At 49.3% G+C, this 22,980-nt stretch carries 12 protein-coding genes; 1 reads left to right on the forward strand and 11 read right to left on the reverse strand.

Annotation, left to right across the window (positions count from 1 at the left end; genetic code table 11):
• Positions 1 to 30: 30 nt before the first annotated feature.
• The 8 genes from kduD to K9N57_03885 all read right to left on the reverse strand — a co-directional run bounded on the left by kduD (position 31) and on the right by K9N57_03885 (position 14,532).
• The gene (gene kduD, locus K9N57_03850) at positions 31 to 792 is read right to left on the reverse strand and encodes a 2-dehydro-3-deoxy-D-gluconate 5-dehydrogenase KduD (protein ID MCF7803300.1); all 762 of its coding nucleotides are present in this window, start codon (positions 790 to 792) and stop codon (positions 31 to 33) included.
• A 393-nt stretch (positions 793 to 1,185) separates the two neighbouring features.
• Positions 1,186 to 3,933 carry a glycoside hydrolase family 88 protein gene (locus K9N57_03855; protein MCF7803301.1) on the reverse strand — a complete coding sequence of 916 codons (2,748 nt, stop codon included), beginning with the start codon at positions 3,931 to 3,933 and terminating at the stop codon, positions 1,186 to 1,188.
• 13 nt (positions 3,934 to 3,946) lie between these two features.
• Positions 3,947 to 5,221 (reverse strand): hypothetical protein, encoded by a 1,275-nt coding sequence (locus tag K9N57_03860; protein MCF7803302.1) that lies wholly within the window; start codon positions 5,219 to 5,221, stop codon positions 3,947 to 3,949.
• Positions 5,222 to 5,588: 367 nt separating this feature from the next.
• The gene (locus K9N57_03865; GenBank protein MCF7803303.1) at positions 5,589 to 6,590 is read right to left on the reverse strand and encodes a pectin esterase; all 1,002 of its coding nucleotides are present in this window, start codon (positions 6,588 to 6,590) and stop codon (positions 5,589 to 5,591) included.
• A 382-nt stretch (positions 6,591 to 6,972) separates the two neighbouring features.
• Positions 6,973 to 8,700: a glycoside hydrolase family 28 protein gene (locus tag K9N57_03870; protein ID MCF7803304.1), complete on the reverse strand. Its 1,728-nt coding sequence runs from the start codon at positions 8,698 to 8,700 to the stop codon at positions 6,973 to 6,975.
• Between the two features lie 51 nt (positions 8,701 to 8,751).
• A complete protein-coding gene (locus K9N57_03875; protein MCF7803305.1) occupies positions 8,752 to 9,654 on the reverse strand; it encodes an alpha/beta hydrolase in 903 nt (300 codons plus the stop codon).
• 347 nt (positions 9,655 to 10,001) lie between these two features.
• On the reverse strand, positions 10,002 to 11,618 hold the full coding sequence (locus K9N57_03880; GenBank protein MCF7803306.1) for a glycoside hydrolase 43 family protein: 1,617 nt from the start codon (positions 11,616 to 11,618) through the stop codon (positions 10,002 to 10,004).
• Positions 11,619 to 11,694: 76 nt separating this feature from the next.
• Entirely contained in the window at positions 11,695 to 14,532 is a 2,838-nt protein-coding gene (locus K9N57_03885) for a T9SS type A sorting domain-containing protein (GenBank protein MCF7803307.1), read from the reverse strand.
• 175 nt (positions 14,533 to 14,707) lie between these two features.
• On the opposite strand from K9N57_03885, the gene K9N57_03890 reads away from it, so the two are divergent.
• The gene (locus K9N57_03890) at positions 14,708 to 14,977 is read left to right on the forward strand and encodes a hypothetical protein (GenBank protein MCF7803308.1); all 270 of its coding nucleotides are present in this window, start codon (positions 14,708 to 14,710) and stop codon (positions 14,975 to 14,977) included.
• On the opposite strand, the gene K9N57_03895 is transcribed toward K9N57_03890, so the two are convergent.
• The 3 genes from K9N57_03895 to K9N57_03905 form a co-directional block, all read right to left on the reverse strand.
• Positions 14,952 to 16,205: a DUF5123 domain-containing protein gene (locus K9N57_03895; protein ID MCF7803309.1), complete on the reverse strand. Its 1,254-nt coding sequence runs from the start codon at positions 16,203 to 16,205 to the stop codon at positions 14,952 to 14,954. The genes K9N57_03890 and K9N57_03895 overlap by 26 nt on opposite strands.
• Before the next feature lie 454 nt (positions 16,206 to 16,659).
• Entirely contained in the window at positions 16,660 to 20,031 is a 3,372-nt protein-coding gene (locus tag K9N57_03900; protein ID MCF7803310.1) for a DUF4957 domain-containing protein, read from the reverse strand.
• Between the two features lie 525 nt (positions 20,032 to 20,556).
• Complete coding sequence (locus K9N57_03905) at positions 20,557 to 22,947, reverse strand: T9SS type A sorting domain-containing protein (GenBank protein MCF7803311.1); 2,391 nt, start codon at positions 22,945 to 22,947, stop codon at positions 20,557 to 20,559.
• Positions 22,948 to 22,980 lie beyond the last annotated feature (33 nt).

Consider the following 22,980-nt stretch of genomic DNA (forward strand, 5'->3'; position numbering starts at 1 on the left):
CCTATACCCAATAATACCCGTATACCTTTCTTACCGTGCGGTCCAACCGCCGTCGACGACCAGCACATGACCGTTCACATAGGTTGAGGCTTCCGAGGCGAGAAAAACCACAGCGCCTTGTAAATCCTCCGGCTGTCCCCAGCGCCCGGTCGGAATACGCTCGGAAATTGCCTTGTACCGGTTTTCATCTTCCTGTAACGGTGCCGTATTATCTGTTTCGTAATAACCAGGCGCAATAGCATTCACTTGTACATTGTGCTGAGCCCATTCGTTGGCCAGCGCCTTGGTTACCTGCATAACGCCTCCTTTACTTGCGCTGTAAGATGGTACCGTGATTCCACCGGTGAAGCTGAGCAGCGACGCGATATTAATGATCTTTCCGGAATCCTGGTCTATCATAATTTTTCCGGTTTCGCGGCTGAGCATGAAAACCGCATTCAGATTTGTCTCAATCACATCATACCAGTAGTCATCAGGGTAATCTTTGGCAGGTGCCCGCCGGATAATCCCGGCATTGTTCACCAGAATATCCACGGAGCCGAGCTCATTTTGTGCTTCCTGTAGGACTTCTTTGTATCGATCAAGATCAGTGACATCGCATTCCATCGGTAGAACTTTTTGCCCGCGCTCCTTCACTTTTTTTGCGGTATTTTCCAACTTTTTCGTATCCCGGGCCAGCGCAACGATATCCGCACCGGCTTCGGCAAGGCCAAGCGCCATCCCTTCGCCGAGCCCGCGGCTGGCGCCGGTGACGATTGCCACTTTGCCATCGAGACTAAATTTGTCCAGAATATTATTACTCATAAACAGTTCCCCTTTGTGTTTCAGAAATTGAATTTAGTCCTATTTTTCCTGTGAATTGAATATTTAATCCAGAAAGGAATTTCACTGTAAAAGAGTTCATACGCCCCAGTAATTTTCTTGCATCTAATGTATACTTAACATACTAATTATATATTTTAGATTAAACGCAAATTTCTCAAATTGCTACCGTTTTTTAGGTATATCTACAAACAATATAGCTGGATTTAGGTAAGTAAAATGATAGTGATCCTATCGGATACATTACTGTAGAACGCTCCGGCGTAAATCACAACAGCTCCAATCACCCGTGTTCAGGGGTAAGCGGAGCCGTGTGGTGTTTTCCGGACAGTCAATTGTGATATTTATAAGCGCTGTACAACCTCATTTTAATAACAGGAGCTTCGTCGTGCGTATTTCGTTATTCATCCGGAGCCTGCAGATATACACACCACTGCTTAAACCTGCGGCGTCAAACCGGTAGGAATATTGCCCCTGCACCTGTACGGAATTTACGAGCGATCGGACTTTTTCGCCCAGCAGATTGTAAACTGACAGATTGATCTCAGACTGTTCCGGGATGGTATATTCGATGGTTGTCACCGGATTGAACGGATTGGGATAACTGGAAACAGCTAACTTATATCTGTCGGGTAAGTCACCGTTAGACTCAACACCGACCTGACTGTATAAGTTCTGAATTTGGGACTTACTGAGTGCATAATTGTACAGCCTGATATCGTCCAGGGTCGCTTCCAGGTAGGTATTATCTTCATCAGGAGAAACACCGATATACATATCTTCATTCTGGGAAATATCTCCCGTCACATCCTGCTCGTAGCCCACGTTGGTACCATTGACGTACAAATACACCTGCTCTTTCTCCGTATTCCTGATGGCGACCACGTGAACCCAGTTCCCGGTGACGAAATCGTCATTTGAGACCTGTAGACTGGTTTTGGTCGAATTGTCGTCAATAGCAAACCTGACCTGGTTCTCCGCGTGGTGAAACACCTCATATCGCTTGCCAGTTCCGGGATCCGAGTGGGTGCCCTTAATCAGATAGCGCATGTGTTCGTTCTCCACGGATTGCTTCAGCCAGAAAGCGACAGAAAAGCTCCCAATACCGAAGTTGATGTAGTCGTTATGCGGTACGAGGACATAGTCGTCCTGCCCATCGAACTGTAATCCCCCGCCAATTGCCCCGTTAGACCATGCGTCGTCGCTCATGTTATGCAACGTACCGTTGATACTATAATCAGCAGAATCCCTCATGGTGGTACCTGACGTTTCGTCCAGGGACCAGTGCGCCGTCAGCACTTCTGGTAACGGAGCCGCTTCGGTCCGAAGGCTCCAGAGGTGACCTTCTGTGGTACCGTTTGTATTGACTTCATCAATTCGCCAGTAATAGGTGGTCTCGCTGACTAATTCGCCGGGATCGTAGGAATTCTCCGTCTGGTTTCCGACGGATGGCGGTGGATTGGTTGCACCGAAATAGACATCGTGGGATTCTGTGGCGGCACCGCCTTCCCAGCGAAGTATCGTTCCGGTGGTGTCCACCGACACTGCGCCATCCTCTGGTGCGGGATTACTCGCATATGCCGGGGCACCATTCTCACCGAGCGTCATGGCGGTGGCTTCGTTACTGTAAAACGAATTTGTGTCCGCTTTAAACGCCCTGACCCTGAATGTGTATTCGGTTAGCGATGACAGACTTCCAACCTGATAACTCTCATCATCAACGCTTACCTGGGCGATCTGACTGAATTCACCGCTGTCCGCCTGCTCAATTTTAAACCCATCTTCTTCATCGGAGTTATCTTCCCATGTTAGCTCGATTTCGGATTCCGATACAGGCGTTGCATTCAAATTCGTCGGTCCCGGCAGATTGTTCAGCAGATGCATTTCGAAGCACCCGTTGATGAACGGGCCGAGGGCTTTGGGATCATTTGCTCGAATCCCTTCCTCATATACATAATATTCGAATGTCCCCGATCTGCCATTACCGAGTCCAGCAGTGATACAGGTTTGAGTCAAATCGAGGGTTCCGTCGCTGTTTTCCTCGATAAATTCTTCTATGATACCGTTATACGCTTTTGTGGTCACAGGCAGCCAGGTGTCCCGATCCAGATACCCCTTTCGGATGCCCTTCGCCATCATATAGAGCATCATACTCGAGACCGAGGATTCCAGGTAGTTCCCCTCCCGGTCGCCCTGATCTACTACCTGCCACCAGACGCCGGTCTCCTCATCCTGGAAGTCGGCCATAGCAGCGGTAAGGTTTCGCAGGACGCGAAGGACGTCGTCCCGGTTCTCGTGATCCTGTGGCAGGTAATCGAGCACATCTACCAGAGACATCCCGAACCAACCGATAGCGCGGCCCCAAAACGCCGGCGACTGCCCGGTTTCCGGATCAGACCAGGTTTGATTCCGCCCCGGGCTCAGCTCATTTTCATCAGTTGTATCGTGCACCTCTTCCCAGCCGTGGTAGTACAGACCGGTCTCCGGATCTTTGTTGTGCTCTTCAATGAGCAAAATCTGCTTGGCCGCATCATCAAAATCCGCCGGTTGATTAAACATTTCCGCGTACCGTGCGAGAAACGGCGCTCCCATGTATAACCCATCCAGCCACATCTGATCCGGGTACCGTTTCTTGTGCCAAAAGCCGCCATCCGAGGTCCGCGGGTGTCCATCCAGCTGTTCACGGAGTGTATTGGCCGCGGTTTTAAATTTCTCTTTCCCGGTTTCTTCATACAGGAAAAGCATAATGCTGCCGTTTTTGATCATGTCGATATTGTAATCGGACATGTTATAATCGTTAATATGCCCGCTGGAGGTGACCAGGTTATCAAAATTCCCTTCGGTGTATTCGAGATACACACTATCACCGGTGAACTCCCAGAGTTCTTCAAACGCCCGCAATACCGTCCCCGTTGTGTACGTCCAATCATACGGAGCTATCCCGTTGGGATTACGGAAATCAACAGAGCTGACCATATCCTTTGCCCAGTCAAGGGGTTGGCGGCCATCCGTTTGGGCATTAACATTATTTGGAGAAAACAGGCTGCCCACACAGAACAGCAAAGTAATTCCAAGGAAAAATCGAACAATGCGCGAATAAAGCTTTTCCATCTACATCTCCTGCTTAGTCGATAATCTGAAACATATCCCTTAAAGATCTGATATTGACATACGCCCTGGAAGCGATAATATCGCCGTCGATAAGTCGCATCTTCCCTGTCAGAACTCTCTCTGAAATGTCAGAATTCGTGGTGAAGGTTAATTTGTTGATATCGTTAAAGCGTTGCATTTTGATACTAAACTTTTGTCCCGATGAATTTTCAAACGCCGGCTCTCCCCGAACAGTCACCAGATCGCTGAATTCCAAAATGAGGTTTTTTCCATCGATTTCATAGCCAATAACTTCTACCGGCTGCTCTGATTCCGGATTCCATTTCCCGTCAAACGTCCACTCCGCCGTGATATCGCTGGGAGACAGATCACCGGGGGCTTCGTGGAGATTGTTCTGGTACCAGGAATACTCCTCGCCGGGCTTGGTGCAGTTGTAATAGTACTTCCGATCCCCCTGATAATAGGGATTGTTGCGGGACGGATCTTCATAAGTTACTCGATAAATCGGTTTGTCTTTCATCACTTCAGGAAACTGACAATTTATAAGGTAGAATTGAGCACTATAGTGATGTCTTCCCAGTTCGAATTCCTCTGCGCCGTCGAACGAGGAATTCTTAATCACCAGCTTCTGGTTGGGGTCAAAGTTGCCGGCGTGCCAGATGGCGGCGGTATTCCTGACCTCGTAGAATTCGCTATCCCCTATGAATGCCCAGCCCCGGGGACAGACGAAATCCACGCCGCCCTCAATGTAGCTGTTCGCGTGATAATACATGCCACGTTTATAATTCCAGAGCGCCAGGGTATCGCCACCTTTACTGATGATATTACAGTTGTTAGTGATAATCCGGTTGCCGTCGCCGTAAATCGTGAAGGCGTGTTCGCCCATCTGCGGCTGCGAGTTCTCTATTGTCAGATTTTCCAGCACAATATCATCCCCGTGGATATTGATGACCCCCGGACCGATATAATCTTTGTTCTCTTGCCAGTCACTCCGCAGCTGGGAATAGCGGATTATCGTGCTATCCCGGCTCTCGCCACGCAGCGTGATGTAGTTCTGATTGATCCGCAGCTTTTCGTTATACACACCGTTCTTTATATAAATGACAGTGCGCTGGTACGGATACATAGACAGTGCGTCCACCGCCTCAGTAATCGTGGTATAATCTCCGCTCCCGTCCTTTGCCACGACAATGTCGGTGTGAGTGCCAACTTCAGCACCGGCTATCATTGGAATGACGCCCAAAATGAGTACGGCTAACCCGAACTTTGTCAATTTTTGTAATGTCATTGTTCCCTCAATAATTCTATACATTGACCTCACCATTAATCCCTTCCCGACGGCTCGGGACAAGCTCCTTAGCAAAGAGAGGAAAAAAACCGCTATTTATAGCAATCTAAAATAACGTTTTTCAAAAGATATCAGGTATTTTAGTTATTCATCCCAAAGCAGAGCCCGCTAAAGCGAGAACTACCAACGAATTTCGGATTTATTCCTTTTCCCTTTTCCGTGCTACCTTTTCCTCTTGAATCAAATCGAGTAAGATTAGGATTAGGATTAGGATTAAGATTACGAAACACCACAACCCTATACCCTTATACCCATTTCCCCATCTGCGATCATTCGTTGTTTCCGCGGTATCTGCGTGCTATTATTTTTACTGTAATTCGGACTCCAATTGCTGGACCCGCTCCTCCGGGTTCCACCCGTTGAAAATGTTCTCTATAGTGTATTTCTTTGCTTCTTCGTCAGTCAGTTGATGCGACCATTCAACGCGCTTATCAGGCGTAAATCCCGGGCCGGAATTCTGGTATTCCCCGTAGAATGCCGTTTTCTCCTTTTCCTCGCTGCCCCAGTTGTGCCAGCCAACCGGCTTGATATGATCGCCGAGAAACGTATTCATAAATACAACCTTGGCGTACGGACGCCACGGCCTGCCAAGGTAAAATGAGTCATCCGGTGCATCGCCGGTAATCCGGCAATTCCGGAAGACGTATCCGAATTCAGTGCCTTTATCGGTGGCCGCCGCCGTCACGTATCCGTGATCCTTGCAGTAGATTTCAGAATCATCGAAGACGGCTGTACTCGCGCCAAAGATAAAGTCCACCGTACCTTCAATGTAGCAGTCTTTGTAGTATTGCCGGCTCTCATGCCCGTGGGTATAAAGCGTATCCTGAAATCCCAGAAACCGGCAGTTGATAAACACCGCCTTATCGCCATCCACGCGGATTGCCACCGCCTGTCCGACGGGACCGGCTGAGTTTTGAAAGGTGATATTCTTTGCGGTGAAATTATCGCCGTACACAAAGAAACTTGAGGAACCGGTTGTGCCCATCTCCTCACCGAAGATATTCTTCTTGGAGGCGTAATCGCCGTATGTCAGGATGGTCTTTGCAACGTCCTCTCCAATGAAGGTGACGTTCGGCTTGGTCTTCGGCAGCACCAGTTTCTCTTTGTACACGCCGGTTTTTATGTAGATGGTCGTCTCGTTCTTCCGGAAATCCGGTACCGCGTCAATCGCACCCTGTACAGTGGTGAAATCGCCGCTACCGTCCTTGGCAACCACGAAGTCGTATTGGTTTTCCTGTCCAATGATTGCGGAAGCGAAAACCAGGCAAATTGTGAGGAACATTCCGAATTGCGACAGTGCGCGTTTCATTGTTTCAGTTTTTTCCTTCTTTATCTCTTTCTACAATCATTAAACATCTAAAGCAACTCCCCCTTTTGTTCCCCTCTCTTCGCAAGAGATGGGAAGAACATATCTACTCATTCCCCTTCCTCTTCCGAAGTGGAATGGGACAGGGGATGGAGTTGTATTAACCTATGAACTGCTACCCATTACCATCCTTCCCGCTAAAGCGGGTACTACCAACAGTTTCTACAGTCACTTCATCTTTCTTATACCCGGTAGTAGTTTCTGATGCCCAGTTCCTATTATTTTTTGTCTTCAATCGGTGTCAAACCGATAAAAATTAGAAGTAAGCATAAGAATCAGCGCCTACTTTAACACATGAACACCCGAACACTTGAATACTGGTATCTTATTCCTGAACCACCGCCGAACGCTCCACATTCGGCCCATGACTCATCGGATTGGCGATGTTCTCAAGGGAGATATCTCTCAGCATGATATTTTCTGTAAACGGGCCTTCGACGCGAACGCCGGACTCTGCTTCCTTTTTGCCAAGGTAAGTGAGCGACACATCCCGGAGATCGACATTGGTGCCGTTATTCAGATAGAAAACCGGCTCATTTTTCGCCGTGATCTCCACATTTTTCAGGGTTAGTTCGTCCACGTCGATAACAGAAGCGCCGTTGGTCGAGGTTATCCGGATATTTTCCAGTGCCATGTTCTGCACATTCATTTCGGGCAGCCCCTGGATCCACATGGCGGATCCTGCCCCCCGGCAGACGATATTTTTGATGTGGATATCCCGGAAGCGCGGCGTTTCCACGGTGACCGGCGGGATCTCCTCTTTCAGCTTTTCCTTATCGACGACTTCGGTGTTCTGGCCCGGCGTCGGCGCCTTCCCCCCGTAAAACAGGTTGAACCGGATAGGTTCCGTGACGATATCGACCATGTCGATGTCAGAGATATAGATGTCCTCCACCGTGCCGCCGCGACCGCGGGTACTTTTGAACCGAACGCCCACATCCGTACCGTTAAATGTCAGATCTGAGACGTGGATATTCCTGATTCCGCCGGACATCTCACTTCCTACGACGAATCCGCCGTGACCGTGATACACCACATTCTCCCGGACGACGATATTTTGAGTTGGTATCCCGCGCTCACGTCCGGCCTCATTTTTACCGGACTTCAGGCAGATAGCATCATCGCCGACGTCGAAATTATTATTGTACACAAACGCATTTTTGCAGGATTCCAGATCCAGTCCGTCGCCGTTCTGGGAGAACCAGGGATTTCTCACGGTGAGATTTCGGATCACCAGATCCTCAGACATGAGCGGATGGATATTCCACGCCGGCGAATTCTGGAATGTCGGCCCGTCCAGGAGAATATTTTTACTCCCGCGGATGCTTACCATCACCGGGCGCTGGCTGACCTTAATAGCTTCGTAGTTCTCACGGGTCCGGAATGAGTCGGGGGGAAGCGTATTGCCTCGCAGTGAACCTTTCGTAGGATACCAAATGTCTTTTTCCTCGTTCAGATACCCGCCAGACTCCAGTAGTTCCTCCCATTGTCCGTCAGTCATCTTGAACTTTTTCACCGGACGCCACGCACCGCCGGAACCGTCGATAATGCCGTGACCGGTCACCGCCACGTTCTCCACATTTTCCATGGTAAGTGGCGAGGTACATCTATATGCGTCCTGCCCTTCATAACTGGTTTTGATCAGCGGATACAGGTCGTAGTCATCGCTGAAGTGGATGAACGCACCCTTTTGCAGATGCATGTTCACGTTGCTCTGCAATTTGATGGGACCGGTAAGCCAGAGTCCCCGTGGGACAATTACCGTACCTCCGCCCTCATCTGCCACATCAGAGATGGCATCTTCAAACGCCTGAGTGTTGAGAGTTTCACCGTCCGGCACGGCGCCAAAATCTTCGATGGACACCGTGTAGTCAGGGAAAGTCGGCACCGGGACTTCCGGCATATCGAACTGGACGCCCTCGTAATACTTCTGCGGCACCGGCTGGAAGTAATCTTCCAGAGATTTTTCGGTATTACCGGCAAAAACGAGTCCCGCGGTTATTAATGTCAGGAGTAAAACTTTTGCAATACGGGTAAGGAAAGTTTGATTCATAATTTGTCCCATCCTGTTGTTATTAAATTCGCCACAGCAACGTGTCCTTTCTCAATTTCCGATAACACCGATCTCTCGTAGCCACGCCTCACACAGATCCGTCCAGAGATTGGTAGAGCCGGGATTATTCCGTAATGCGATTGAATGCCCCCCTTGCGGAAAAATGTGGAGTGCGGATTTCGCATTGTGTTTCAGCAGCGCTTCGTAGAACAGGATACTGTTCATCGGATCTACAGAGCCGTCGTTTGCTGCGTGCACTAAAAATGCCGGCGGCGTAGCCTCCGTCACCTGCAACTCGTTAGAAAACCGCTTCACAAGTTCCGGTGATGGATTTTTCCCGAGGAGATTGTCCCGGCTTCCCTCATGCGTATATTTTCCCATAGAAATCACCGGCGAGACCATAATCATAAAATTCGGGCGGTACGTATAACTGTCCAGTGAGTCGCCAATTGCCGCGACATCATTGGAATGTGTACCCAGCGTCGATGCCAGGTGTCCGCCGGATGACGCTCCCATGACGCCAACGCGCTCCGGATCAATGTGCCACCGATCTGCATTTGCACGTATCAGGCGCACGGCACGCTGCGCATCCTGCAACGGAGCAATGCTTCGCTCCTGCAATTCGGGCTGATTCGGGAGCCGGTATCTCAGCACGAATGCATTCATGCCCATCACGTTAAACCATCTGGCCAGCTGGGTCCCTGCAATTACATAGGTGAGATGGTGGTAGCCTCCGGGCGGGCAGATCACCACTGCGGCACCGGTGTTTTCTTCTTTGGAAGGAAAATACGCTGTGATGCCCGGCGTCTTCACCCGATAGATTCGTTCGTTGGCTATGCTGTCTTCCCGGACATCTCCTGCGATATTCGGGATTTCGCCTTCCGGCCAGAGCGGGTGGAAATCCTGGGCTTGCGCCTGGGCGAAGAGGCCGGTAAAAAGCAATACAACCGTCATCGTCAGGAATGGTATTCGCACCGACAATATTTGTTCTTTTCCTACCACAAGAGTCCGTTTCTTTATTGTACAATCTTCATTCGCCCATATTTTAAACCCACTAAAGTGGGAACTACCAACAGGTTCATCGAAGGTATTATCCCTAAACAAAATTTAAGGCTGTGTAAGATGTTCCCCCTTGCCCTTTTTTTAAAAAAGGTACCAAAAAATCCGGTGATGCCATCCGGTTCAAGAATTATTTCACAGGAGCCCCCTTTGGGGCTACACAGGTCTCGCTACCAAACCCAGAACTCGATAGCACGGTTGTCCCCTATACCTTATCCCCCGATACCCTTATACCTTATACCCTATTTACTGGTCACGCGAAACCAGTCGTAATCCGCAAACGCCGCATCGCGATAGTGAATTTCTCTGGTGGTGAACATGCCTACCTTGGCGCCAATCCACTGGCCCTGTCTGGCGTTGAAGGATTCACCGATCTGAGTAAAGTTCTCTCCGTCCGTGCTATAGCTGAACGTACACGGCGGGAATTCCTGGGCCTGTTCAACGGTGACGCGGAGATAAACGGTATTCGTGCTCACTTCCGAAGTTTCGATTGTCTTTTCGGACTTCCCGTCATTGGCTCCCATGCATGTCCGCTGAGCAATCACCAGGTTACCATCCTGCTGTTCCAGAGAAACATAGGCATAATCCTGCCCCATCATGATGAGACCTGTCCGGTCACCGTCTTCTCTGGTATGGAATGTGACTTTTGTTGTGGCGGTAAATGCTGGTGCCGGGATTTTCTGGAGGAAAATACTGCCTATATCCCAGAGATTGGTATATCCTTCGGGCTTATCCACGGCGTACAATCTGAAATAGCCTTTATTGGCGCGCATCCAGCCCCAGATTGGCTCCGGATTGGAATGCCACTGCCACTGGAGTCCTGGTTCGACCCCATTGAATTCATCGGAGGTCTGCGGCACAACTTTGGAATCGCTAAAATCCGATTCCGGCGTCTCGTATTCGGTGACCGGTTCGCCGATGCCGTCGTCGTTTTTGTCAACGCCCATCATTGGCCAGCCGTCTTCCCAGCGGACCGGATTCAGGTGGACAATTCGTCCATAGGCTTCCCGATCCTGGAAGTGAATGAACCACGGCTGTCCGGACGGCGTTTCCACATAGCCGCCCTGGTGCGGCCCGTTGATATCCGTGTTCCCCTGATGGAGCACAATTTTATCCTCGTACGGACCGAAGATATCCCTGGAGCGCAGAATCGTCTGCCAGCCAGTGGGGACGCCGCCGCCGGGAGCAAAGATGTAGTAATACTCGCCTTTCTTGTACAGTTTCGGACCCTCAATGGTGGGATGGCTTTCATGTCCGTCGAAGACGATGGCGCCGTCGTCCAGCAACTCGGTCCCGTCCGGAGACATCCGGTGCATCACCAGGATGCTCTTCCGGCTGGAGCGGCTGGCGGCAAACGCATGCACCAGATATGCGTTCCCGTCATCATCCCAGAGCGGTGCGGGATCGATCCAGCCCTTTGCTTCTTGCACTAGTACAGGGTCTTCCCACTCGCCGGCAGGATCGTCGGTTTTCGCCATGTAAATACCAAAATCCGGGTCACCCCAGTAGACGTAGAATTCGCCATCGTGGTAGGTGATACTCGGTGCCCAGGCTCCGTTGCCGTGTTGCGGCGTGCTGAAATGCTCCACCGGGACTTGCTTCTCGAAGACGTGTCCCACCAGCTCCCAGTTGACCAAATCTTTGGAATGCAGTACCGGAATGCCCGGCGCCACGTTAAAACTGGAGGCGACCATGTAGTAATCATCGCCTTTCCGTGCCACGTCCGGATCAGAATAGTCGGCAAATATAATGGGATTTTTGTACTTCCCGTTGCCCAAATCAGGCTGCCAGACCTGTCCCTGGACTGCACCCGCCATCATACACATTACAACTCCTGCTACGAGTATTCTTTTCAGCATAAGCTCCCTCTGGCTATTGTTTCACTGGTCAGATATTTAATCGTCACCTGCTTACCTGTCAGTCAATATCAAAAACTTACTGCACTAACATCATTTTTGTTAATTTGGATTCCCCGTTCACCGTGATCCGCGCAATATAGATTCCACTGCTGTATTCCGGCCCGCCAAACCGCACAGCATAACGTCCGGGTTCCTTCTGCCCCTGCACCAAATTGGCTACTTGCTGTCCGAGAAGATTATACACGTTAATATACACTTCGCCGGCGGTCGGTACGGTATACTCCAGGGTCGTTTCCGGATTAAACGGGTTGGGATAATTTCGCAGGTTAAGCGCATATTCTCGGGGAATCGAAACATCTTCTGTACCCGTGGTCACGAGTCCGCCTACTTCGCTTTCATCAAGGGCGTAATTATTTAACCGAATATTATCGATAGCACCTTCATAATAATTGGTCCCGGCCATACTTGCCCCGATATAGATCCTGGCACCATTTTGAATATTCCATGAACTGTCGGTGACGCTGGCAACCTTTTCGCTACCGGCAAAGAGCTGGAGTTTGCCAATTTCGCGGTTTCGGATTGCCGTCAGTTTGACCCACTGCCCGGTTGTAAAAGGGGAGATATCAGTGGTAATCACCGATTCGGTTTCGCGATCTCCAACCCGGAATACCATATTCCCGTCAGCAGTCGCATAAACTGCAAACCCTTCTGCCGGCTCGTCATCCGGAAACTTACCTTTCGAGAAAAGATATCCGTTCTGGCTGGCATTTGTCGTATTCATCCAGAAGGATACAGAAAATGAGCGGGCTTCGAATTCATACGGAAACAGGTGTTCTATATAGACGAAATCGTCGGCGCCATCGAAACTGAAGGCCTTCCCGGCTATCCCATCGATGACATTATCGTTTGACATATCCTCGGATAAATATCCCCAGTTGTCTACAGCGGAAGAATCCGGAGTGAATCCGCCGGCCTGGAAATCAAACGTCCAGTACCCTGCCAACATCTCGTGATATACGCCCGTCTGGAATTGCCAGACTTTTCCCGTCGTTATCCCGGACGCATTTTTCGAATCCACGCGCCAATAATAGGTGGTAGAGTTTTTCAACTGTGTCTGTGGGCGATAACTTGTTTCGGTTACGTCTTCGGCAACGAGCGGCGGCGGATTTTCCGTACCCAGGTAGATATCGTATGTTTCCGCACCATCAGCCTCTTCCCACTCCAGCAACGGGAGTACATCTGCATCTTCTGCGCTATCTGACGGAGCCGGTGTCGACGGCTCGAGGGGTCTCCCGTCGGCATACAGCGTTTTGACCGGTTCAACGTTGCTCGGAATTGAGCTGGTATTCTGGTTATATGCCGTTACTCTGTAGTAATAGACCGTTTCAGCCGAGAGACCATTATCCTGAAAACTCGTCGTATTTTCACTCAGGTCGGCAATTTCGACGAATGAATTCGTATCCCCTTCTGAGCGTTCGAGGGTGAAACCGTCCTCAAATGGTGTAATTTCTTTCCAGGATAGATTTATATGACTCGGGGAGGTTGCCTCACCCGTCAACTCTGCCGGGGAGAGCAGGTAATTGGTTCTTTCGGTGAGACTATTCAGGTATTCTTCCAGGTTGGTGTATCCATCACTGTCCAAGTCACCATTGCGATCGCTGGCATCACCGGGATTCAAGCCCATATCGTTTTCCCAATCATCCGGCATACCGTCGTCATCGGCGTCTTCGGGGGGCGTTCCGTCCGCTAACTCAGGGAATCCGCCGACCTCGGACTGGGAATCGATGATTCCGTTATCCCCGTAAGTCGCTGTTTGAGTTCGGACTTCTTCCACGATCCTGGCATCGACTCCATCTCTGGCAGGCAATACAGCGCCCACATCCGCGAGAACCAGCTCATAAGCATTTTCCGCAGAATGAGTCATGGAGTGTTCAATATCATTGGGCCTATCAATGCGACCCTTCGCAGGCTGCACGCCGCCGTTCCAGTTATCTTTGGTTATCTCGGGATAACCAAATACGAAATTATCCGCAATATACCAGTCGCCGTATGGCGAAGAGGGTTCTACTATACGGTCTTTGGGGCCAGTAGCGGGGCCGTACTTATAATAGTTTGCTACCATGTTCTGGTTTTGGGCTTCACCGCCGTATACACTTTGTCCACCCCAGTTGTAAAGTACATTATTTCTGAAATCGACGTATTTGTCATCCCGCTCACCGGCGTAACTGAATCCGGCAAACCGGGGATTTCTGCTGGTATGGTGTGCAATAAGATTATGGTGAAAAGCGGCCTGTCCGTCTCCGGGCCCGCCCCCCCAAATACCTCCGTACCCGTGGGGGCCCTTTGAATGGACGGAATTGTTCAAACTCTCTGTGACCATGGACCACTGGAACGAGACATCACTGTTATTATAAAGGCTCACAGTCTCATCAACAGACCAGCTAAACGAACAGTGATCAATAATAATATTCTCAACGCCGCGTCCACCGAATGCATCACCTTCCACCCCATTAATATCGCCGAGCCGGAACCGCAGATACCGGATAATCACATTATTAGCGTCAATACCAGTGGGATAGCCGGCAACGGTGATTCCATCTCCGGGCGCTGTCTGGCCTGCGATGGTTAAGTCACCATTTGAAATGTTCAATTGCGAATTCAGATAAATGGTCCCGGAGACCTCGAAAACAATAGTTCGGGCCCCCCGCTGACTCACAGCCCATCTCAGCGTTCCGGTGTTACTGTTATCCTGCAGGGAAGTAACTTTTAATACTTTCCCGCCCCGTCCTCCGGTGGCATATTTCCCAGGTCCTTCGGCCGTCGGAAAGGCAAGTTGCTGGGCAGCGGCAATATCATTCCAAAGGACAAAAATCCCCATCAGGGCAATTATTAAAATAATCTTGATTTTATTCATCACTCAGAGTCTCTACTTTCATCTGTGTTTCTTTGGAGAAACTTATATTTAAAGTACTCAAATTTTCTGTATAGGATTTTTCATTTACCGTTAAATGGTTCAATCCGGTCATTCTCCCAGAGATTAATCTCTAAATCGCTCCAGGTATTTATCTGCAAATAATCCAGATCAATGAATGGATGAGTGGCAGCCGGTTGAAAAGCCAGATTCAATTATTCAGGGGGAATTCAACGAGGAGAGAGATGGAAATAGACCCTCTTATAGGAAAAGGCTGATCGATGATCCGGATCTCAAAAATTTCGTTTACCGATCGAAGAGAAAGTTTTCAAACGGCGCCCCCACCATTCTGAACAGCATGGAGGGAGATGGCGCCTATCCTGGCGCCATCTCCCTGGAATGCTGTAATCACTCAGTTCAAATTATTTCAGAAGCACCATCTTTCTGACTTCCGAAATGTCGTCAGTCTTCAGCTGGTAATAATAGAGGCCAGCCGGAAGCGCATTGGCGTTGAACCGAACCTTGTGCGTTCCTTGATTCATGGTCTGATTTACCAGGGTCTCGACCAGTTCACCCTTCACGTTATAGACGTTAATCTGGGTATGTGCTGATTTTTTCAGCGTATACTCGATGGTCGTTGACGGATTAAAGGGGTTCGGATAGTTCTGGTTTAGAACATATTCACCCGGAACTGCGTTTTCGCCGTCGACAGCCGTCGTGGTCGGATCCCAGCGGGGATCGCCAATCGGGCCGCCTTCGGTCCCAGCCGTCAGCAGCGGTGAATCATCCGGCAGGGTAAAATCATAATTGGCAGCGTCCGCAAAACTGGGTTCGTACTCTACAAAATCTTCCTCGGTGGTCCAATCATAGGAAACATCACCCACATCATAGTACCGGCTGTTGCGGATTGTTGAGGTGCCAAATCCTCCCATATCGAAGATGGAGCCGTCACCTTTTTCAAAGTAGGCCAGGATCACATTCGAGATGTCTATACTGCCACCGGCAGATGTGACCCCAATGAAGGCAGGCTTGGGCGCATCAAGTCCCGTGATTGTGCAGTGGTCAATGACGATCTCTTTCGCGTTCGGCGTTTCGCTCCAGATAAAGGATTCGGTAAAATCGGAGACAGTCGAATTACTGAATTCCAAATAGTCAAAACCGACTATACTTCCGAAATGAATGAACCTGTATCCGCCTCCGTTAAACGCGTAATATTCAGAATTTCTCACGATGATGCTATCGATATGTCCGGAAGCCGGGCCATCTTCTCTGAAAGACGATCTGTCAAAATTCGTGACTTTCACGTTTACTGTTTTGATGATACGTGCCGCAGTAAAATTCGGTGACATAGTGACCAGATAATTCGGATCGGTGCTGTTAATAATAAGATCCTCCAGAATTACTCCACCTTGATCACCATCAAAGCGGAATTCACCGCCGGCCATGGTAATCTCCGGACGATTTGCCGGATCGGCGGACCGGATATGGATCTCTTTTTCCAGTAACATGGTAGAGTCGTTCGTAAAACTGCCACCCGCTTCGAGTTCAATAATATCACCGGTCTCTGCCTGCTGGACCGCGCTGTAAATACTGCCGCCCGATTCCACCTCGATGATCTCGGCGTTGACCGTACCGACCAGGAGCAGTGCAAACACTGCTACTGTAAATAAATTCATAACCTTTTTCATTTGTACCCTCTCCCTTTTGTTACAGTATTCATCATTCGAAACATATAATAATTCCTGCGTTATACGCCCCATTTGCTTCAGATAGTTTGCTTAAAGAATACCTCTCCCATTCCTGCAGGTGCAGAAGATTTCAAGGAATAATTAGTACCTCCCTTTTCGTTTTTCTGTGAATATTATCATAGAAGTCTCTAGCGAATTGCTAATGGAAACGCAATTCTTTCCCGTTGCATTTGAAGTTAATATCTAACGTTATAAATCTCAATTTTTAGTCCCGATTTCTCAGGGATAATCGCAACGAGATTCCGTATTACCTCTCATAGTTATGATATCAAATCGTATGACTCATGGGCAGATTTCCGGCTCCATATGCAAGCACATTGAGACATAAAAAAAAGGGAGAGAGGCAAAACCCCTCTCCCTTTTTAGTTGTGTGAACCCGTTATTACTTCAGGAGCAGCATCTTGTTGACCTTGGTAAAGTCACCGCTTCTCAAGCGGTAGAAATACATGCCTGAAGCAAGACCAGTTCCGTCGAATTCAACACTATATGAACCTGCTTCCAACTTTTTGTTCATCAGTGTTGCAACCCGCTGCCCCATCACATTGTAAACGGTGATGGTTGTCTGTCCAGCCTGCGGCAAGGCAAACCGGATAGTCGTTGTCGGGTTGAACGGATTCGGATAGTTCTGCTGCAGTTCATATGCAACAGGCAGTCCGTCTTCCGTCTCATCCTGTACACCGACGGTACTGAGCTTGTAAGTTTCAGCCAGATTTGCGACCTGATTCGCCTTTAGGGCGTAATCGTAAACCCGGACATCATCCATCCAGCCCCTGAACTTGGTATCTTTGAAATAGGTGTTACCAATCGTCAGTGGCTCAACAGATTCGATATTCCCGGTTGTAGCATCAAACATCGCTGCAAGTCGCTGGCCGTTCAGGTACAGTTTAAGTGAATCTTCAGACATGTCACGGACGCCAACGATGTGTACCCACTCGTTCACCGGGTAATTCATCGGCAGAACGCCGTCCAACTGACTCTTCGTGACATCATCATCCACGGCAACCCTGAGCTGACCATCCTTAAATTCCATCTGGTAGCGCTTTCCGGATTCCGGGTCTCCAAAGGAACCTTTGATGGCGACTGCCTGAGCCTCTGTATCGGATATCGGATCCGTCTTCACGAGGGCGGAAATGGTGAAGCTATTCGTGGAATCGAACGAGGCCGCAGTATTATCTTCGACCTGGATGACTCCACTATCCGTCGCTGCATGGAAGTTAATGCCGTTACCCATATGAGTCCCAGCCCACACTTCGGCCGGATCCATATTGAGCAGCATAGCATCAGCGTTACCGCTCGCGTCTGTAGCAACAGTATCCCCTGAGGAACCGTTCAGTTTATAATGCACCAGCGGTGCGCTCGGATTCATACCGTAGGCATTGAACGTCTTCTTCACTTCGTCTTCATCCATGGCATAGTCGTAAATTGCCACTTCGTCAATCTGCCCCATAAATGGATCATCCCCTGGTACTTCGGGAGACCTATTTCCAATTACAAGCGGTACATCGGAGCTAATATTTCCTTCAGTAATGTCCTTCATCGCTCCGATCTTTTCCCCATTGAGATACAGCTTCAGTGAATCCTGCGCCTGGTCACGGACACCAACCACGTGGTTCCATTTCCCTGCGGCAAAGTTTCCACCTGTTATATCTGCGCCCAGCTGGGTTTTGGCATCAGTCGGGCCATGGTCCACTGCAACCCGGAGCTCGCCATCTTTCATTTCCATCTGATAGCGGCTACCGAAATGGCCCAGATCGGAATTCTCACTGAAGGAACCCTTAATCATAATAGCCTGGGCTTCCTGGTAGGAAATCGGATCAGTCTTGACCCATGCTGAAAGCGTGAAACTATCCGTCGAATCGAAATCGACAGCAGCATAATCCCCAATTTCGACGACACCGGAATCAGGTGCATAGTCGAAATTGACGGCTGAACCCATGACTCCGTCACTCGTCCAGGAGGAATCCGGGTCCATATTGATTAAGCCACCATCAGACATATCGAGTTCATCTGTAATAACAGAGTCGCCAGCTGCGCCGTCAAACTTCCAGTACGCCACCTTGGTCTTCGGATCGAATGCATAGGATTCATACAGTTCGGTAACTTTTTCGGGAGTCAGCGCATAGTCGTACATCTGCACATCATCCAGCAGCCCATCAAGCGGCGTGTCCAAATTGATCGAATTCCCGATATGAAGTGCGAACGGATCATCCGTGTCAGTTTGAATGGGCCCTGTTGTCAGGTCCGGCATGGCAGCCAGGAATTCACCATTCAAATACAGTTTCAACGACTTGTTCTTCAGTCCCGGAATACCCTGGTCACGAACACCGACAATGTGTGCCCACTGGTTGACCGGATAATCTGCGGGTAATTCGCCGCCCAACTGGCTCTTGGTTTCATCATCATCCACTGCAATCCGGACTTCGCCATCCTTGAACTCCATCTGGTAACGGTCACCAGAATTCGGATCACCAAAGGAGCCCTTCATGAGTAGCCCCTGGGCATTCGTATTATTAATCGGATCCGTCTTGGCAAGAAGCGAAATAGAGAAGCTCTGGGTGGAATCAACTGCGAGAGTGTCATTACTTTCGACTAACACAACCGAAGAGTCGGTACCAGCAGAGAAATCCAGCGCCGTGCCGTGTACACCGACATCCCATTCGTTCCCGAGCATATTGGTCAGCGTTCCGTCGAAACCATTCACCGATTCATCAGCGGTTAATCCGGAAGCATCGTCGAAATCCCAATGGGCGATCTTACTCGCTGCGACATCATAAGAGCCCCAGCGCTGATCGCCAACGGCTCCACCATCAGAGTCAGCAGTCAACAGCGCTGAACCCGTCGGTAGTGCGAACAATCCGGCTTCGGCATTTTCAAACTGTGGATCTGTCATGGTGAAATTTTCCATGTGATCCCAGCCATTGGCAGTATCTGCATTGACGTTGTAAAAGTGCACGTTCCGGATCGTGTCTGCCAGCGCATCGCTAAATTCCCAGAGTTCAACCTGTTCGCTCGGATTGCTGAAATTAGCGATAATGCTGTTTGTGAACACGAATTTAGAACCTGCAGGTGCCCCTTCAAGATCAAGGAAAATCCCATCACCATCGCCATAAGAAACGGCGTTATTGAAGGTAACGTGGTCAATAACTATATCAAACGGGATGGAATCCTGTTCAACTCTCACAAAGGATTCAATATTGTTATAAATGGTGGAATTGGTAAAGCTGATATAGTTCGTCAGCAAATTACCCCGTCCCTGGATTAGGTCGTAATCACCAAGTTCATAGATCACACTGTTATCCACCATAATAGTGTCAGCTCTGTACTCGGAACGATTCGCGCGCAGGAAGGTGTTCTCCCACCGGTGTATCACGGAGTTCTTCACCTTCAGATACGTTACGCTGTCCATATCGCTTTCGAAATTGAATGCATAGCTGTTTTCATAGTGGCCATCCAGTTCAATTCCGTCGACTTCGAGGGCCGTTCCGCTGCCGGAAATATCAATATCGCTGGTGATCATTGGCATAACGATGGCATCGTCTTCAGCCACCACTGTGATCTCCTTATCAGCAAGATCGAACCCATCATAGATGCCACCACTTACCAGTTCAATGGTATCCCCACTGGCTGCATTAGCGATAGCATCCCCGATACTCTCACCGTCATCAACGGTGATAACAGTACCAGAAGCATTCGTAGTGAAACTTAGTAACACCACGAAGGCCATCAAAAATGATACCCTTTTCATAATGTTCATCACTTCCTCCTTGTTGGATTACTCCTCTTTGTTCGTCATTCAATCAAATTCCTCTTAAGATCAAACAGGGGAGGTCATAGTCCCTTGCACGCTAAGAGTCTTTTTTCCCTCCTTTCGTATTAATATGTGCGATTCAAAAGTTTGCGACCAATCTTTAAAGTGTCTCTTTTAAACCCATCCTCCCAGCGGTCGGGTTCAAATTCGTTCAGTATGTTGTGATGTAGAAATTAACAAATCATCCAGCAGTAATAGTCGCCTTGGAGGGTATAATCTTATCCTTCTCTCCAAAATGAACTGTACCACTTGTCTTTCCGTTCAAGGATTGGTTACCATGTTGTATCTATATGCACACAACAGTTATCAAATTTTCACGTATTCTTGTCTTAATTCATTCGGTGTGTATAGATAGTATAATAAATATAATTGTTGGATTCAATAAGAATTGATTACCTCCCTCCCGGCCCAATAATCACCGGTTTCATGCGTCTTTTCAGCATATGCAAACCTATGCTTTCACCATGATTTTTATTTTAGCAGGACCATCTTGATTCGCTGTTGAAAGTTATTGGCGGACAATACGCAAAAGTAAATGCCACTTGCCCAGTCGCTGGCGTTAACTGTAATCCGATGGGTTCCGGCCTGCTGCTGTCCCGGATTCCTCTGATACACCACCTGGCCCCGAAGATCGTACACCCTTAGCGTGACATCAGATTCTTTCGGAAGCGTATATTCCAGTGCCGTCCTCGCATTGAACGGATTCGGATAATTCTGCATCAACCGGTACGTCTCAGGCGTTCCATTGCTTTTGTTATCCTGGATACCGGTTGTTGCACCGGGTCCCTTTCCGGTCGGCGTGTAATCCGGATTGGTTGTTAGGACAATTTTGTCGACGATAGTCCCGGCCTCTCCAAACCATAAGTTAATCGACTGGATACCCTTCGATTTGACGTCGAATGTCCTGCGGACAGGCGTATAATAATCTGCCGGCACGTTATTGTACTGCGCCCATTCCCAGACGCCGAGGGTATCAAACCGTCCAATCTGCTTTGCGTTATCCAGCTCCTGGTGATTGAGTCCCATGTGGATGAACTGGCTGTCGTCATTCGGATTGTATTGACGCACCCAGATGTAATGGGTTCCCGCGGTGACGAAATTTACGATATAGTCCAACCGAGAACTTTTTTCCATCAGCTGGTGATAGATCGCTCGACCGTCGCTCGGATCGATTTGTACGGCTCCCCAGCCAGAAAAGCCTTCCACCGAATCAACCACCTCCCACTGGTACTCGCCTATTATCGTGCTGTCAGAATACTGTTCTGCCTCGACAACCAGAAAATGGTTGTCGTCATCTTCCTGGGTATAATCGACATCATCCGCGGTATAACCGTATCCCTGGAGCGTAAATTCCCAGACGTCGCCGGTCGTCACTCCCATGTGATTTACGAGATCGACCCGCCAGTAATAGGTCTCGCCGATGGTCAACGGCTCGGGATCGTAATTTTCGGTGGTGTAGGTGTTCACCAATGACAGCGATTCAGGATCGGAGCCGAGATACAGTTTTGCCGTATCGGCGCTCAGACTGTCCATCTCCCAGGTCATCGCCTTCACCGGAGGATCGATGGTTCCGCCATTCGCCGGGATTGGCGAAGTTGCCTTGGGCGGCGCCTGGTCAGATTGAGTATGAAAATGCCATACCTCTCCCTCAACTGTATCGTCCTCGCTGACGGCATCGACGCGCCAGAAGTACTCCGTGTTGGGCTGGAGCTCTCCCGGGCTAAAGGATGTGCCGCTGACATTGGAATGAAATGCCGGGTCCTCGCTCGTCCCGAAATAGACATTGTGGGACATCGCATTCCGGCCTGCTTTCCAGGTTAATTCCGGATTCGTTCCGACTTTAACCGCCGAATCGGCCGGCATCGGCCAGTCAGTAAACGGCAGGACGGCAGGCATCCACTCCCTGGGATTCCATTGATTATCGAAAGTCCATTCCGGTGTAATCTCACCGGGAGTGGGTCTCCCCTCCGCTTCCTGGATATTATTCCTGAACCACTCGTAATCTTCACCTTCCTTGGTATTATTATAGAAATAATTCCGGTCCGGCCACTGATAGGCATCATCCGGCTCAGCCCGGTAGATCGGTTTGTCCTTCATCCGCTCTGAAAAGGTGTTGTTCAGCAGGTAAAAATGCGCATCATAGTGGTGCCGCCCCAGATCATAATCGTAGTTACCGTCAAATGCCGAGAAGGTGGAATTCTTCACCACGAACTTCTGGTTTCTGTCTTCAGAGCCCTGATGCCAGAGGACTGCCGTCTCCCTGGTGACCTCAAAGTCGATATTTTCTGCGTAGGCCCATCCCCTGGGACAGAGAAAATCCACCGCGCCTCTCAAATTAATATCCCGATGATAGTACATACCGTTTTCCTCGTTCCAGAGTGCCATGGTATCCCCACCGTAGCTCAGGATGTTACAATTGATAGTCATTATCCGGTTTAATTCATCACCACCGCCATAGACGGTAAAGGCGTGGATACCGCGCTCAGTTTGGGTATTCTCAATCGTCATATTCGCCAGAATAATATTTTGGGCGTATATGCTGATTGGCGCTCTCCGCTTGGTCTGAAATCCATCATCCGGACGGGGCATATTTGCATAGATTCGAGTATTTTCACGATCTTCCCCGACAAGCGTGATGTTATCCTTCTCAATGAGGACCTGCTCTTCGTAATCCCCATTTTTTACAAGGATGATTTTCATCGAACTATTATTCACCGGGATGGAATTAATCGCACCCTGCACAGAACTGTAATCACCGCTGCCATCTTTGGCTACGATGATGTCCGCTGTTTCGGCGCCTGAAAGATTGAACGCAAATCCGATAAATACTGCGCATAAAACACTTAATCTAAAAAACTTCATCTATATCTATCTCCAAAAATCTTAAAAATGTGC

The sequence above is a fragment of the Candidatus Neomarinimicrobiota bacterium genome, from assembly GCA_021734025.1.
Lineage (GTDB): Bacteria > Fidelibacterota > JAANXI01 > JAANXI01 > JAANXI01 > JAANXI01.